This window comes from Paenibacillus sp. M-152 (assembly GCF_003856555.1).
GTDB lineage: Bacteria > Bacillota > Bacilli > Paenibacillales > Paenibacillaceae > Paenibacillus > Paenibacillus polymyxa_C.
Genome location: NZ_CP034141.1, coordinates 53,583 through 67,993 on the forward strand (window position 1 = coordinate 53,583; position 14,411 = coordinate 67,993).

Sequence of the window (14,411 nt, forward strand, 5' to 3'; positions counted from 1 at the left end):
TGCTATTCTTCTTCATATTTTGAGTATAGCCGTGGGCTCCGAACGTGTATTGTAAAAATCGGACAACTTCCGAAAGTCTTTAGCCGCAGTAAGCGGAGAAGCTCCATAAAATCTACGAAAATCACGGATCAGATGCGCTTGGTCAAAAAAGCTGTGCTTTAATGCCAGCCCCGTCCAATCGACGGAACCACCACTCTGAATACTGTGGAGAACGCTCTGAAAGCGGACGACTTCACTGAACTTCTTGGGGCTGATCCCGATCCATTGCCCAAATTTGCGGTTGAGCTGTCTTTCACTGATCGTCTCACGCTCCGCGAGCTCCTTAACCCCCACACTCCCACCGCTCACAAAGATGCGATGCAGCAGGTTTTTCATCAGGTCACAATCGCTTTTCCTACGACTCAGTAGCAGCTGGTTGAGATACTGATCCATTATGCGCACCCGTTCATTAAAGTCTCGTGCCTCCAAAATACGCTCACCTATGATCTCGACATTCTCAGGCCATATTTCTTCCAAGCCATAATTACCACCTGTAAACAAATGAGTCGGCATGCCGTGAAAATAATGTGCTCCACCGGGGAAAAATCTTACTGCAAAAATACGTGTCTCGGACCCTGCTTGTCTGGTAGACACGAACGGATGCGTAAATGTCCCGCAATATGAGAGTTCCTGATGCTTACTCACCGGGTCGTATTCTAATAGAATATCCGTACAACCGTCAGGTAATACTCGGTCCACTGCCTCTCTACCCGATACTCTCATATTCTCTTCAGGGACTTCTTTAGTAACCGGGCCAGACTCCCAATAACAGGCTACGTAGGCTCTCAGCGCAGCAGACGGTTTTTGCTCAATATAATATGTATAGGGGTCACTTCCATTGACTTGAAGAGGACGAAACAGTGAATGCAGCAAAGGGTCCATCCATCGTTCACTCCTGTCTCAGATGTGGTAGAAATAAATACAAAAAGGACGTTTCTCCCCGAAACGCCCGTGCTTGTTTTTTAGACGACCAAAAACTCGGCTTTCTTCTCACATTCCTTGCACTTCACTGGAGGGTCCCAATCCGAAAATTTCGTTTCTTTGAGATCGACGACATCCGGTGCATCCTCGTATTCATCGACGAACATATCAATTGCCAGTTCCACATGCTCTTTACATACCACGTACATTCCAGTTGCATCCCTTTCCGTTTGAAGCTCTTCCTGTTGTAGGTGTGTCAAAACCGCCTTCTTTTGTTCTACCACACTTGACGCGGAAAGGAAAGGGCTTGCCCACTATCCCTGACGTTTGGTCTTAAAAATGAGGAAATTACTGACGTTCAGGTCTTCACGGAAATGAGGATATTTGTCCAGCATACCAGCAGACGGCTTCGGTTCGATCATCCCTTCCAACAACAAACCCGCCTCCACAATGGTCTGTACATAGCTGCCCAGCGTACGGTGAAAATACAAAAGTTTTTCCTCCTGATCATAAGGAATCGCTTGCTCCAGGGGACCTTCGTTGAAATACTGATCCACTTTCCAATACAGCTTTTTCCCTGTCTCATCCTTCACCCATCCACTCTGCGGTGTCAGAAAACACGGATGCAGAATAGAAAAAATAAAGCTGCTCCCTGGAACTAATAACCGCCGCATTTCGGCAATCGCCAGCTCATAATGAGCCAAATCCTGAATGACCATATTGGATACGATCAGATCAAAACTCTGGTCTTCGAACATCTCCAGCCTCTCCAGATTGCCGTGGTGATATGTAATTCCCATTGCTGACGGTGTCCGCTCTCTTGCAAGCTTCAGCATCTCTGTCGAGTAATCGATAGCTTCCACCAACGCGCCCTCCTGAACCATTTTCCGGCTCAGGTAACCTTCGCCACACCCGGCATCAAGCACTTTTTTACCTGCGATCAGTCCCATACACTCTTGCAAAGCAGGATTTAGCAGCACTTCACGAGACCGATCCCCTTCTTCGGTGTACTTGGCAGTAAAGTTTTCTGCATGCATGTTCCAGCGTCGAATGGCCTCTTCGGTGTTCCACTTATTCATATTCATCTCCTTCTTTCTTTTGGTATTTGAGGGGGCCATAGATTCTACACTCATTTCTGTATTTTTTCAATAATAACGCTTACAAAATTAAAATATCTAATTAGCACATGATTTTTACATGAATTATACAGGTATTCCATATTAAAATAATATGATAGTGTTTAATAGAAAGCGCTTTCAAAAATAACTTTGTAAAGGGGCCTGTTATGTTAAAACGAAGACCCATTTCATTGCTGTCGTTGACGCTTGCCATTATCTTATTGTTAACCTCGTTCGCATCCGTTGCCGCTGCTGTTGAAACGGACGGACAAGCACAGCCAGCCGCTGCCACCGGCAATATGCAGTCATATGTGGAAGCCATGCAGCCCGGATGGAATTTAGGAAATTCGCTGGATGCTGTCGGGGCGGACGAAACAGCCTGGGGCAATCCGCGCATTACCCAAGCTTTGATCCAGCAAATTGCTGCCCAAGGGTACAAAAGTATTCGCATTCCCGTCACCTGGGATAAGCACATTGGAGCCGCACCAAACTATACGGTTGAGTCTGCCTACATGAACCGTGTGGAAGAGGTTGTTCGCTGGGCACTGGACGCCAATCTGTATGTCATGATTAATGTCCATCATGATTCATGGACGTGGGTAAGCAGTATGGAACCCAAGCATGATGAAGTGTTAGCTCGCTATAACGCATTATGGACACAAATTGCCGACCGCTTTAAAGATCAGCCTCACAAGTTGATGTTTGAAAGTATTAATGAGCCCCGGTTTTCTGAAGGGGGAACCACGGATGAAGCGAAAATGAATCAGATGCTTCATGAGCTAAATGTATCCTTCCACAAAATCGTTCGCGCCTCCGGTGGTAAGAATGCCACTCGTCCTCTTGTTCTATCCGGTCTGGATGCTTCACCTGCCCAAGCCAAGATCAGCCAGCTTTACAACACAATTACTGGGCTGAACGATCCCAATCTGATTGCGACCGTTCACTATTATGGCTTTTGGCCTTTCAGTGTAAACATTGCCGGGAATACAACATTTGATAAAGTTGCCCAAGATGATATTATTCAAACGTTTGATAATGTCTATAACACCTTTGTAGCCAAGGGAATTCCGGTTATTGTCGGTGAATATGGCCTGCTCGGCTTCGATAAGCATACAGGTGTTATTGAACAGGGCGAAAAGCTGAAATTTTTTGAGTTTGTGACCTATTACATGAAAGAGAAGAAAGTAACAGGTATGCTCTGGGATAACGGCCAGCACCTGAACCGGACAACGTACAAGTGGTCTGATCCTGAACTCTTTAATGTTATTAAGGCCAGCCTGAAAGGGCGTTCCTCCAATGCAGCTAGTGATCTCATTCATTTGAAGAAAGGCTCTCCTGTTCAGGAAACCAAGGTCACTCTAAACCTGAACGGCAACCAGTTAAAATCACTCCATGCCAACAGCAAGCAACTGAAACAGGGGACCGACTACACGCTGAGTGGAGACACATTAACCTTCAAAGCCAGCTTGCTCACCAGCCTAATAACTTCCGGTAAATATGGTGAGAATGCCGTAATGACCGCCAAGTTTAATAAGGGGGCGGATTGGAATTTTAGAGTCGTTGTGTATGATACACCAAAATTAAGTGCTGTCGAAGGGACTACTCAAGCTTTTACCATTCCAACAGACTTCCGTGGTAGCCAGCTTGCGACGATGGAAGCCGTGTATACGAATGGTGGCAATGCCGGTCCACAGGATTGGACACCTTATAAAGAATTTGGCAATACTTTTGCCCCTGCCTATGATACCCATGGCATCAAGCTGCTGCCTGAATTCTTCAACAGTGTGAAGGATGGCGAAGTCACACTGAAGTTCCACTTCTGGAGCGGAGATGTGGTGACATACAAAATCACCAAGAGCGGAACCCGTGTGACGGGCGTGACGTCTTAATCTAAGGCACAGCAGAAATTGAAAAAAGGCGTTCCCGGAAATAAGCCGGAGAGCGCCTTCTTTATAGTTAAGCCTATCATTCAACCTTAGCCTTCCGGCTTATCTGTTAATTTTAACGTCACCGACTCTTCCTTGCCTGCCCGGTAAAAGGTAACTTTCAGCTCATCGCCAATCTTCTTGTTATCGTACAGGTAGCGACGCAAATCAAGCGTAGAGTTAATCGGTTCGCCATCAAACGCTGTAATGACATCGTTCAGCTTCAAGCCGCCCTCCTTGGCAGGACCATGGGCCTCCAGAACAACGGCCCCATCTTTCACGCTGTCAGGCAGCTTGAGTTCCTTGCGCTGAGTTTCATCCAGCGGTGCATATTCATTATTAAGATCCACCGTGTACACCCCCAGATAAGGGCGGGTGATCTTGCCGTCCTCAACCAGTTCATTCACCGTCTTCATTACTTCATTGGCGGGAATGGCAAAGCCCAATCCTTCCACACCTGTATCGGCGATTTTCATCGTATTGATGCCAATCACCCGTCCGTCCAGATCGACCAGCGCTCCGCCGCTGTTTCCTTCATTAATCGCTGCATCGGTCTGAATCACATGCTGTTCCCAGTCATATACACCATCCTGATTGATGGAAATCGGAATAATTCGATTCGTATAGCTCACAATGCCAGAGGTCAGCGTGTCTCCCAATCCGAGTGGATTTCCAATCGCAATGACCGTCTCGCCCAGACGAAGTTTGCTGGAGTCCCCGATATCCGCTACTGTGCTAATGCCTTTATCATCAACGGCCAGTACAGCGATATCACTAATGCGATCCTTTCCGACCAGCTTCGCTTCTTTTCTGACACCGTCTACGGTTACAATATCCAGATCATCCGATCCCTCAATGACATGGTTGTTCGTCATAATAAAGGCTTTGCCTGAGCTCACGCGGAAAATGACGCCCGATCCAAGCGCTGATTGTTCCGTACTGTTACCGTCTTCCCCTTTCAGGTTTACGATGCTGACGACAGCTGGGCGTATCTTAGCTGCCGCTTGCACAATCCGGTCATACGGATCGCCCGCTGCTTGCCGCAAGGGATAATGACTTGCTCCGGTTACTGCTGTAGTGGAGGGAAGACCTGTAATAAAGCTGAACAGCAGCACGGCAACCACTGCACTAACCGCACCGCTGATGACAGCAGCCTGCACCGGACTTACCCGGCGATTCCTGTGCGGCCAACGTCCCCGTCCTCCGCGACGTGCTTTAAATGCTGTTTTTTTAGCCGCACGTGTGGACACCTTCGTTGAATAAAAATCATCTTCAAACAAGCCCATGCTAATCCTCTCCCCTTCGTTGTCATGCACCGACACTCACTAAAAAATTAGGGCTATTCGGGCTTGCGCCAACCTATGCTACAGAGAACCTGCTCCGTTGAACATCACAAATGGATTGAATATCCCCCACCATCGGAATTCAGCAACTAATCGTTTTGGTCTACTTATTAATCACCACAAATAGCACTTTCCTAAGCAACCAAATCTCATAAATTAGCATACACGCCAAATTTGACCCCGAATAGAGGGAAAAAGAGGAATGATTTCCAAACCAATGGACTACAATAGTAACAAGTCTTCTATTCTATTACAAAATGATCGTCTCATAGAGACGTTCTGGCTTGTTCCCGTCCGCTTAAAGCAGCCTATACTTTCGATGAGAGCCTTCCTTCAGAAAGCTTTCTGCTGTTAGCTTTATTGTATCACAGCACCGGGCAAAACCACAGGCAGAACCAAGCTTATTGCACGCCATTTTAAAAATATTTTTACAGGAGGAATATAAGATGAATTCCCATCGTTCCGCTATGGATGAAGTTCGCATGGCTGCCAAGCTTGCGGATTTGAAAGACGAGCACTACCGGAATACACTGGCACTAAGTACATTGATTGAACTACTGATAGACAAAGGCATAGTGACCCGTGAAGAGGTCGAGCGCAAAGCCGCCGAGCTGGACAGCTTTATGGCTCACTTACCTTATCCCAAGGTGTAGGACGATCATAATACGTATCACACAATCGAAACTCACTATCCTTGTAAAAACAGCCGCGGTCTTCCATCGCATCGCGTACAGTCATCTTCGCAAGTTCCATCATATTGTGGTCGCGGCTCAAGTGTGCCAGATACGTTCGCTTTGTCCGTCCGGTCAACAGCTCGCTAAGAATCGCTCCTGCCATCTCATTGGATAAATGGCCGATATCACTGAGAATACGGCGCTTGATGTTCCAAGGATAACGGCCCATACGCAGCATTTCTACATCATGATTAGCCTCCAGCACCAATACATCTGCATCTGATATCGCTTGTTTTACCTTATCACTGACATAGCCGAGATCGGTTGCTACGCTAAGCTTCTCTGCCCCATCATAAAAGCTGTACCCTACAGGCTCAGCCGCATCATGGGAGATGCCAAAAGACTCTACACGCAATGACTCAAATTCCCGTGTCGCGCCTGTCTCCAATATTCTGCGGTTATCGTCCGCAATTTGCCCAACAGCGTTGCTGATGGCAAACCATGTCTTCTCGTTAGCATATATAGGTAAATTATATTTACGCGCCATGGCGCCTAGTCCTTTAACATGATCGGAATGCTCATGTGTGACCAAAATACCATCCAACTCTTCTCCGCTCAGATCGCGTTCTTTCAGCAATTCGTCAATACGCTTTGCGCTGAGACCTGCATCGATGAGCAATGTCGTGTCTTCGTTCCGCACAACGGTAGCGTTGCCGGTCGAACCGCTCGACAGCACGGTAAAAGAAATCCCCATATCTGTTCAAGACCCTTCTGTATGTTCTGTCTTTGGACTAATGACATCTCCGTTCATCTGTACATAATACACACCTTTTCCGTTGTCCAGCATAAACCGCCACACCGGGGCAGCCACCTGGCTATCGGAGTTAAAGGTCTGCCCATAATATCCGAGCCGGATATCCTTCACTACGGAGTCACGCGGCAAATAGCCGTCGATCAACCTCGCCAAGGCTTTGGACGCAGGCAGCATTTTCTTTGCCTCATCCGAGGGCTGGAGCTCCACCTGAATTTTGCGATACCCTGTAATCTTCTGATTGCTGTAAAACAGAGCCAGCTTCACATTAAAGAGCGGCCACTTGCCCTGTACCAATGGATGCAGCACAAAAGCATCTGCCTGTCCGGATACGAGCTCCTCCTGAACATCCAGCGGATCATACTGATAGCTATCGATATCCTTGATTTGCGGTTCCAGTGCCTCCACTAGCGCATCATGAGTAAATACCAGCTTGCTGTCCACCGGTCTCAGCAGCTGCACAAGTTCATCTTTCTCTCCACTATGGACATAGGTGTAAGACAGCTTGGGCAGCTGCGGGGTATCTCCGGGAATCGGAGCCAACACCTGAATGCTTTTCTCTTCCATTAAACGCTGCGTGTTTTCATCCAGTGAAGTAAAATCCAGATTCGGCCCGGCCGTTTCCTGCGCATCATGCCACAGTTGATAACCCAATACCACATTGAGCAGCAAAAATGTACAGATCAGTACGTTTTTAGCGCGGCTCCAATCCATTCCCGTTCCCCCTTCCTATCATCGCTTTGTCTCTTGGTCTGATTTCGTTGGTGTTGTATTGGATGCTGTCGTTACAGGAACAGCATGAATCTCTGCCGCAAAACCATCGCTGAACGTAACACGCCACTCAGGGACAAGCTTCAACCCGTCATTGATCAGCTCCGGCTGATATACAGGAGTCAGATCCCTAATCGACTTGCCATCGCCTACCACTTGCAGTTGCTTCTCCAAGGCTTCACCACCTGGCAGCAACACCTTTTTCGAGGATTGCTCCCCGCCCTTGAGATACAGCAACGAACGATCATAGACAGATGCAGTCTCCTGCTGGATTTGCAATGAAATCGTACCAAAGCGGAACGATGGCGTGTCCAGCACCGGGTAAGCACCATAATACTGCTGGAACATCACACTTGTGCGATTTTCATCGCTGCTCCTCAATTTCATCTGATATGAAGCATCCCAACCGCCATGCTGATTTACAAAATCAACTGCGGCCAATACGTCCCTAATCGGACTGCTTCCATCTGCCCCTGGTGCACTGGGATCGGTATAGCTCATCCAACGTTGATCCTGCTTGATCTGTAGACTACGCTTGCTATCTGTATAAATTTGGGAACCATCTTTTTCCTGAATATTGCGCGTAATGCCTGGATCGAAAAATAAATTTCGCTGCATCTGTTCCGTCGTAAACAACCCGGCATATACCACAGGCTGTACAGTCTCCAGGTCATTCACGGGAATGTAGTACTGATTATTCACCAGCTTGTACAACGGAGCATTTTTCCCAAAATTCACATGCTGCCGAATGTCTTCTACCGTCATATCGAACTGGTTCGCCTCATACACCACATCGCCTCTGGCACTAAAAAAAAGCGCGTGCGGCTTGGCATTCTTTTCGTCGATATAGATCCAGATGCGGTTAATCGTCTCTCCCTGAAACACCGAATCCGGCGTCAGACGCATAACCCGTTCCAGTAATGAAACCGGAACTCCGCCTGAAAATGATAGTTCGATCCCCTCATTCTCACTGCGGATCCGTGCCCAGTCCGCTGATTGGATACTCCGACGTTGGAAATTGTTAAAACTTCGACTTTCCAGCCGTGTATAAATTAAATCGTAAAAAGTAACCCCCGGATAAAAAACGGTATGTTTCTTCTCACCTTGATGAATTAGCATCCTATCAGGGAATACAAGATTTTCAATCTTTTTCTCCTGCCCCATGCTTTCGGTTTTGACATAGTTCGTTTCTGAGGTGATTACAGAATCACTACCCGGAAGACGGTAGATCAAAAAATAAGTCTGAACTAGGCTGGAAGCCACCAGCAAAACAAGCGTCCAGGACTTCAAACGTTCCTTCACTGTGCTTCCCTCCCTTCACCCGACATAGGCAGCGTAAAAGTCGTACAAGTTCCCTGACCATATTCGGACTCCAGGAAAATCTGGCCTCCATGGGCCTTTACAATTTCCCGGGCAATCGACAGCCCCAGTCCCGTGCCACCCATATTGCGCGATCTCGCCTTGTCCACACGATAAAACCGTTCAAAAATCCGGTCCAGATCTTTTTTTGGAATACCAATTCCAGTATCCTGCACCGAAATAGCCAGCATGCCCTCATTGTTGCGGCGAGCCTCGATCCGAATACTTCCACCTTCTGGCGTATATTTCAATGCATTGGACATCAGATTGTCCAGCACCTGATCAATCTGATCGCGGTCGATTACGACCTTGCCAATCCCCTGCTCTACGAACATGCCTGAGCGAATGTGATTTTCCTTCATCTGAAAAGAAAACCGATCCGCGACCTCGTCCAGCATCTCCATCACATCGGCAGGCTGCATCCGCAAAGGCGCTTCATTGGAATCGAGCCGCGATAGATGCAGCAAATCTGTAACCAACCGGATCATACGCTCCGTCTCATTGCGTATAACACCCACAAAACGCTCTGCGAGCTGCGGCTCAGCCATCGCGCCGTCATCCAGCGCTTCAGCGTAGCTGCGGATCGTCGTCAGCGGTGTGCGCAGCTCATGGGATACATTAGCGACAAATTCACGCCGCGTCGTCTCCATCTCCTCCTGCTCTGTCACGTCTTGGAGCACGGCAATCGTACCCGTAATGCCAAATTCACGCCGATGAATCGGCGTAAAGGTCACACGGATGACGATGGGTTCATCCTGACCGGCTGGCTCCAGCTGCAAGAGCGTAGAAGCGGACGAGCCGCTGTACAGAGCCTCAGTTTCCTCGGGGTCGATCCCCAGTAGTACCGCAATATGTCTGCCAGTCATTTCATTCTCGTTCACGCCCAGCATGGCGCTGGCCCGGCGATTGACCAGAATGACCCGGCCATGATCGTCAGTAGCGACCACACCGTCGCTCATATTGGTCAAGATGGAGGAGAGCTTTTCCTTCTCCTCCTCATTCTGCGACAATGCCTCACGCAGACGTCCTGTCATATAGTTAAAGGCCACGCTCAGCCTACCGATTTCATCTTCGCCAAACACCGGCATCTGCTGGTCAAATTTGCCCTCAGCGACCTCTGTTGCATGACGTGTCATCACTTTGATCGGATGCGTAATCGTGTGGGCCAATACCACGCCCAGCACAGCCGTTAATGCGAGCGCAATCAGCATACCTGAGAGAAACACATTGTTAATGCGTTTCATCGTATCGTACAGCTCAGCCATGGAAGCAGCGATGTACACTGCGCCGACGATTTTGCCTTGGCTGATGACAGGCTTGGCGACGACTTTCTTGCGGACGTTATCCTCGTCCACCATATATTCCTCGTTATCACGGATTCCTTGAAGTGCGCGGCTAACCACTGTCTGCGTATTTTTACGTCCGACATAGTCAGCGTGGGAGCCTTGAGAAGTAATCAGTACTTTGCCGCTGGCATCCAGCACCTGAATTTCCGCGCCGCTGAAATCAAACAAGTTATTTACGCGTGCACGCAGACTTTCGACGCTATCTTCTTCCATTTTGCCATCACTGCCGCTCAGATCCTGCTCCGCCAGCACGGACAGCATCTCCGCCCGTGCTTGCAAATCCTGCGTAAAATTACTCGTCAAAGAGTTCTTCATCGAGCTGACAAAATAGACTCCAATCAACTGCATGGCCACCAAAATAAGTAGTACATAGATAATAATCAACTTGGCATGAATGGTGCGAAAGAAAGACAGCCATCTCATGCCCGCAGGCCACCTTTGCCCCCGCTAACGATATATCCGAGGCCACGGCGTGTCAGGATGGTCTCCGGCTTGCTCGGGTTTTCCTCAATCTTCTCGCGTAGCCGCCGGATCGTCACGTCTACCGTCCGCACATCCCCGTAGTATTCAAATCCCCATACCGCTTGAAGCAAATGCTCGCGAGTCATGACCTTGCCTGCATTTTTCGCCATATAATATAGAAGTTCATACTCGCGATGCGTCAGGTCAAGTGGAGTTCCGTTTTTATAGGCTGTATACATATCCGCATCAAAAAAGAGATCGCCTACGCGCAGCCCCTGCTTATCCTCCTGTGGGCGGCTTTCCGGCGTGCCCGCCACGCCGCGTTGCTGTCTACGCATCTGTGCCTTCACCCGTGCCAGCAATTCCCGTGTGCTGAACGGCTTCGTCACATAATCGTCCGCGCCCAGCTCCAGCCCTAGCACTTTGTCGATTTCCCCATCCTTCGCAGTCAGCATAATAATTGGCGTCTGAAGCTGATGTCCACGCACCTCGCGGCATACGTCCATACCATCCATGCCCGGCAGCATCAGGTCCAGTAAAATCAGGTCTGGCTGTTGCTTAACCGCAATATCCACTGCACTGATTCCATCGAAGGCGCAAATGACCTCGTAGCCCTCTTTTTCCAAATTAAATTTCAAAATATCAGCGATAGGTTGTTCATCATCCACTACTAGAATCGTCCCCTGCATACAGCGTTCACCTCTTCTCACGGATCATCATCTATCATTAACTTTTCGTTTGTTAGCGCCCATAAGATGCTTATTCTATTCTATCATACCCGTACGCTATTCCATTACTTTTCCAGCCCCTTTTCTTTACGCAGAAAAAAACCATGCCTGCACCTGCTGTTAAGCATGCAGAAAAACATGGCCTTTCTCCTTGTTCTTCGTCAATCATGTAGCTAACGATATAAGCATCAAATCTATCTTAAATACGTCATGGGATTGCGTGCCGTATTATCCTTGCGAATTTCAAAATGCAGATGCGTTCCTGTTGAGCGTCCTGTGCTCCCCATAACTCCGATCGACTCGCCTTGTTGAACAACCTGTCCTACATGAACGCCAATGCTGCTCAAATGCCCGTACACCGTCTGGTAGCCGTTGCCATGATCGATCATAATGACATTGCCGTATCCATTCTGCTGACCTGCAAATGACACCACACCTTCATCAGATGCGTGAATGTCAGGACTGCCGACTAAGTCGACCCCCTCGTGCATACGTCCCCAACGTGCGCCAAAGCTGCTCGACATCGTAGCACCGGACACTGGCCAAGCGAACTGTCCAGAGCCCTCTCCCATAACCTTCGTTCCTCTAAGAACCACCTCAGTTACAGACGGTTGCAGTACCTTTTGGCCGAGCCATTCCTCTTGTATAACTTCACCGTTCTCTTTGGTCAAACGATAGTCCATCTCTTTAAGACCTGCTTGTCCCGGTCTAACGACTTTCGTAACCCCTGCCTTCAATTCATCGCTCTGGCGAATCTCCACCTCAGGCTCAATAGCAATCTGCTCAACGACCTTTTCTACCGTTCGTACCGTGACAGGTACCTTTGGAGCCGTGACCTTTAACTCGTCCCCAATTTGCAAATACAACTCACGCAGACCGGGATTGTTCTGCTTAATCTCCCAAGCCGTCGTATTGAACTTGGTGGCAATCGACGACAATGAATCGCCTTCCTGCACCGTATAGGTTGTAGGAGCTTCACGCCCTTCGGTCAACACTTTAACCGCTTCTTCCTCCGTCAGCACCTTGTTGGGATCTGCTTTTACTGGCTCATACGCAATTTTTTCTCGGATACTGGCAGACTCCAGCCATGCCTTAGGCGTTTTAGTGCTTGCGCTAGCATGACTACTACCCACAGATGCTTTGCGAACCAGCCCCTTGATGCCTGTCGCCGTACCTTCACCTGCAGGTATGTATTTCTTCTGCACTTGCTTTAAAGCCGCTTGTGCAGTCGCTTTATCCTTTACAATGCCAACCATCTGTCCATTGACCTTCACTTTTACTCCTTTGGCATAGGCAGTCAGCATGCCGTCCAGCTTCTTCAGCGTGGCTGCGCTATCGATATCCGCCTTATATGCCTTTTCCGTGCTCGTCGTTACCGCGCTCGTATTGAGCACCATTTCCACGTCAGGATATTTGTCTTTATACTGTTTGCTCTTCGTTGTGTACAGCTGCTTAAGCTGTTGTTCATTCAGGATACTGCCGACCTCAACGCCTTTAACATATACTTTATAATAAGGAACTGTATTGGCTCCAACGTACTGATTGCTAGCAAAAATCAGACCGCCAACAATCACAATGCCGCCTGCCGTCCAACTCAACCATCTTTTCCGTCCGCTCCACCATGTTGCTATTTTCCCTGCTTTATCAGCAGAATTGCCCTCAACACTTGAATTTCCACTCCTGTGGTCTGGTGATAACTTCCCCTTAGAAACCTCCATGGTTCTCTCCTTTTCAGCATATCCTATCTCTATTAAATGCGTTCATTATTGTTTTTTTACATGATAAAAGTAGCCCTTTTACAAGCTTATCTATGATAATAGTCGCTATCTAGCATTGCATAGTTACGTAAAAGGTTTCAAAAAATTAACCTTTTCACAACACAGTTTACTTTAACATAGCTTTTACAAAGAATTCAACTACACCCCAATTACTTCCTTGAACGCAAAAAAATCCGCGCCTGGCGCGGATTCTACAGTCCTGTTTTGAGCATTAACATTCCCCATACATTTATGCTTTTTATTTATGCATTATTTAAGCATACCCATCAACTTGTTATATTCCTCTTTGGTCAAATACTTCGCAAGCACCTGCTGAATATCTTGCAGCTCCTGCTCGGTGAGACCGCCTTCCATCGCGGCTGATATTTTCTGCATCTCCTCCGGCGGTAGTTTATTCATGAGAATCGTAAAAATCTCCTGCTTCTGAGCCGCCGGTAAATTGTTCTTTTTCTCTGTCAGATGGTCGGGCGTAATGACCAAATCATGACCTTCGATACTCGTTTCGGGTGTAGCTGTACCTTCTGCCTGCTGACGCGACTCGCTGCCTGGTGTTCCCACCGATGTGGCCCCTTCCTGAGATTCCTTTCCATTGGATGAGCCACCAGCTTCATGTCCTCTTTCTTCTAAGCCCTGTCCCATGACAGGCAAAGCATTATCAGGCGGTGTTACACCTCCAGAGTCGCTCCCTGTCGTCTTGCTCTTCCCTGTGCCTGTACTTTGGTCAGTACCAGCGCTGCCTTTTAGCCAACTCCATCCCCATATCGGCTGGTGATCAAGCTGAATGTTAAACTGCCGCAGCAGTGATTGAACATAGGCATTCACGACCACACCGGTCACTGCCAGTGTCAGCGCGCTGACCAGCACCACCGTCATTCCTTTTTTAAGCAGCCATCCAAGCCACCTCATATCCCTTTACCTCCTTATACGCATCTTGCCATGTGTACATCATGAAGTGCATATAGACCAGTATTGACGAGATATGACGATTTTTAACCCTTGGAATATGTAAAACTAGCACAAACACAACTACACAGAAAAAAGGAGAGAAAGGAATTAACCACCTCTCTCTCCTAATCGTGCAGGAATAGCTATATTTTAGAACAGGCATGACGCCTTCATAGAATCCTATAGATGTC

General features: G+C 48.1%; 12 protein-coding genes and 1 pseudogene. 2 read left to right on the forward strand and 11 right to left on the reverse strand.

Features of this window, described 5'->3' with window-relative positions; all coding sequences use genetic code 11:
* Positions 1–12 precede the first annotated feature (12 nt).
* From EGM68_RS00245 to EGM68_RS00255, 3 genes are all read right to left on the reverse strand, one after another.
* On the reverse strand, positions 13–921 hold the full coding sequence (locus EGM68_RS00245; RefSeq protein WP_129548481.1) for an AraC family transcriptional regulator: 909 nt from the start codon (positions 919–921) through the stop codon (positions 13–15).
* A gap of 80 nt (positions 922–1,001) precedes the next feature.
* Positions 1,002–1,169: a CxxH/CxxC protein gene (locus EGM68_RS00250; protein WP_013373879.1), complete on the reverse strand. Its 168-nt coding sequence runs from the start codon at positions 1,167–1,169 to the stop codon at positions 1,002–1,004.
* A gap of 105 nt (positions 1,170–1,274) precedes the next feature.
* A complete protein-coding gene (locus EGM68_RS00255) occupies positions 1,275–2,039 on the reverse strand; it encodes a class I SAM-dependent methyltransferase (RefSeq protein ID WP_129548482.1) in 765 nt (254 codons plus the stop codon).
* Positions 2,040–2,245: 206 nt separating this feature from the next.
* Between EGM68_RS00255 and EGM68_RS00260 the strand changes: the two genes are divergently transcribed.
* On the forward strand, positions 2,246–3,967 hold the full coding sequence (locus EGM68_RS00260; protein ID WP_129548483.1) for a cellulase family glycosylhydrolase: 1,722 nt from the start codon (positions 2,246–2,248) through the stop codon (positions 3,965–3,967).
* Between the two features lie 86 nt (positions 3,968–4,053).
* Here EGM68_RS00260 and EGM68_RS00265 read toward each other — a convergent pair whose 3' ends face one another.
* A complete protein-coding gene (locus EGM68_RS00265) occupies positions 4,054–5,289 on the reverse strand; it encodes a S1C family serine protease (protein WP_013373882.1) in 1,236 nt (411 codons plus the stop codon).
* Between the two features lie 503 nt (positions 5,290–5,792).
* On the opposite strand from EGM68_RS00265, the gene EGM68_RS00270 reads away from it, so the two are divergent.
* Positions 5,793–5,999, forward strand: coding sequence for a hypothetical protein (locus tag EGM68_RS00270; RefSeq protein ID WP_129548484.1), 207 nt, complete (start codon positions 5,793–5,795; stop codon positions 5,997–5,999).
* Here EGM68_RS00270 and EGM68_RS00275 read toward each other — a convergent pair.
* From EGM68_RS00275 to EGM68_RS00305, 7 genes and pseudogenes are all read right to left on the reverse strand, one after another.
* Positions 5,968–6,774, reverse strand: a complete 807-nt coding sequence (locus EGM68_RS00275) for an MBL fold metallo-hydrolase (protein ID WP_058712154.1) — start codon at positions 6,772–6,774, stop codon at positions 5,968–5,970. The two genes, EGM68_RS00270 and EGM68_RS00275, sit on opposite strands and share 32 nt — an antisense overlap.
* A 6-nt stretch (positions 6,775–6,780) precedes the next feature.
* On the reverse strand, positions 6,781–7,545 hold the full coding sequence (gene yycI / locus EGM68_RS00280; protein ID WP_013373885.1) for a two-component system regulatory protein YycI: 765 nt from the start codon (positions 7,543–7,545) through the stop codon (positions 6,781–6,783).
* An 18-nt stretch (positions 7,546–7,563) separates the two neighbouring features.
* Positions 7,564–8,904 carry a YycH family regulatory protein gene (locus tag EGM68_RS00285; protein WP_129548485.1) on the reverse strand — a complete coding sequence of 447 codons (1,341 nt, stop codon included), beginning with the start codon at positions 8,902–8,904 and terminating at the stop codon, positions 7,564–7,566.
* 65 nt (positions 8,905–8,969) lie between these two features.
* Positions 8,970–10,730 (reverse strand): annotated as a pseudogene (gene walK, locus EGM68_RS00290) (cell wall metabolism sensor histidine kinase WalK); the annotation flags it as partial.
* Positions 10,727–11,458, reverse strand: coding sequence for a response regulator YycF (yycF, locus tag EGM68_RS00295; protein ID WP_013373888.1), 732 nt, complete (start codon positions 11,456–11,458; stop codon positions 10,727–10,729). The pseudogene walK and the gene yycF, both read right to left, overlap by 4 nt.
* Before the next feature lie 233 nt (positions 11,459–11,691).
* Positions 11,692–13,215, reverse strand: a complete 1,524-nt coding sequence (locus EGM68_RS00300; RefSeq protein WP_129548486.1) for a M23 family metallopeptidase — start codon at positions 13,213–13,215, stop codon at positions 11,692–11,694.
* Positions 13,216–13,524: 309 nt separating this feature from the next.
* Positions 13,525–14,181, reverse strand: a complete 657-nt coding sequence (locus EGM68_RS00305) for a hypothetical protein (RefSeq protein ID WP_129548487.1) — start codon at positions 14,179–14,181, stop codon at positions 13,525–13,527.
* Positions 14,182–14,411 lie beyond the last annotated feature (230 nt).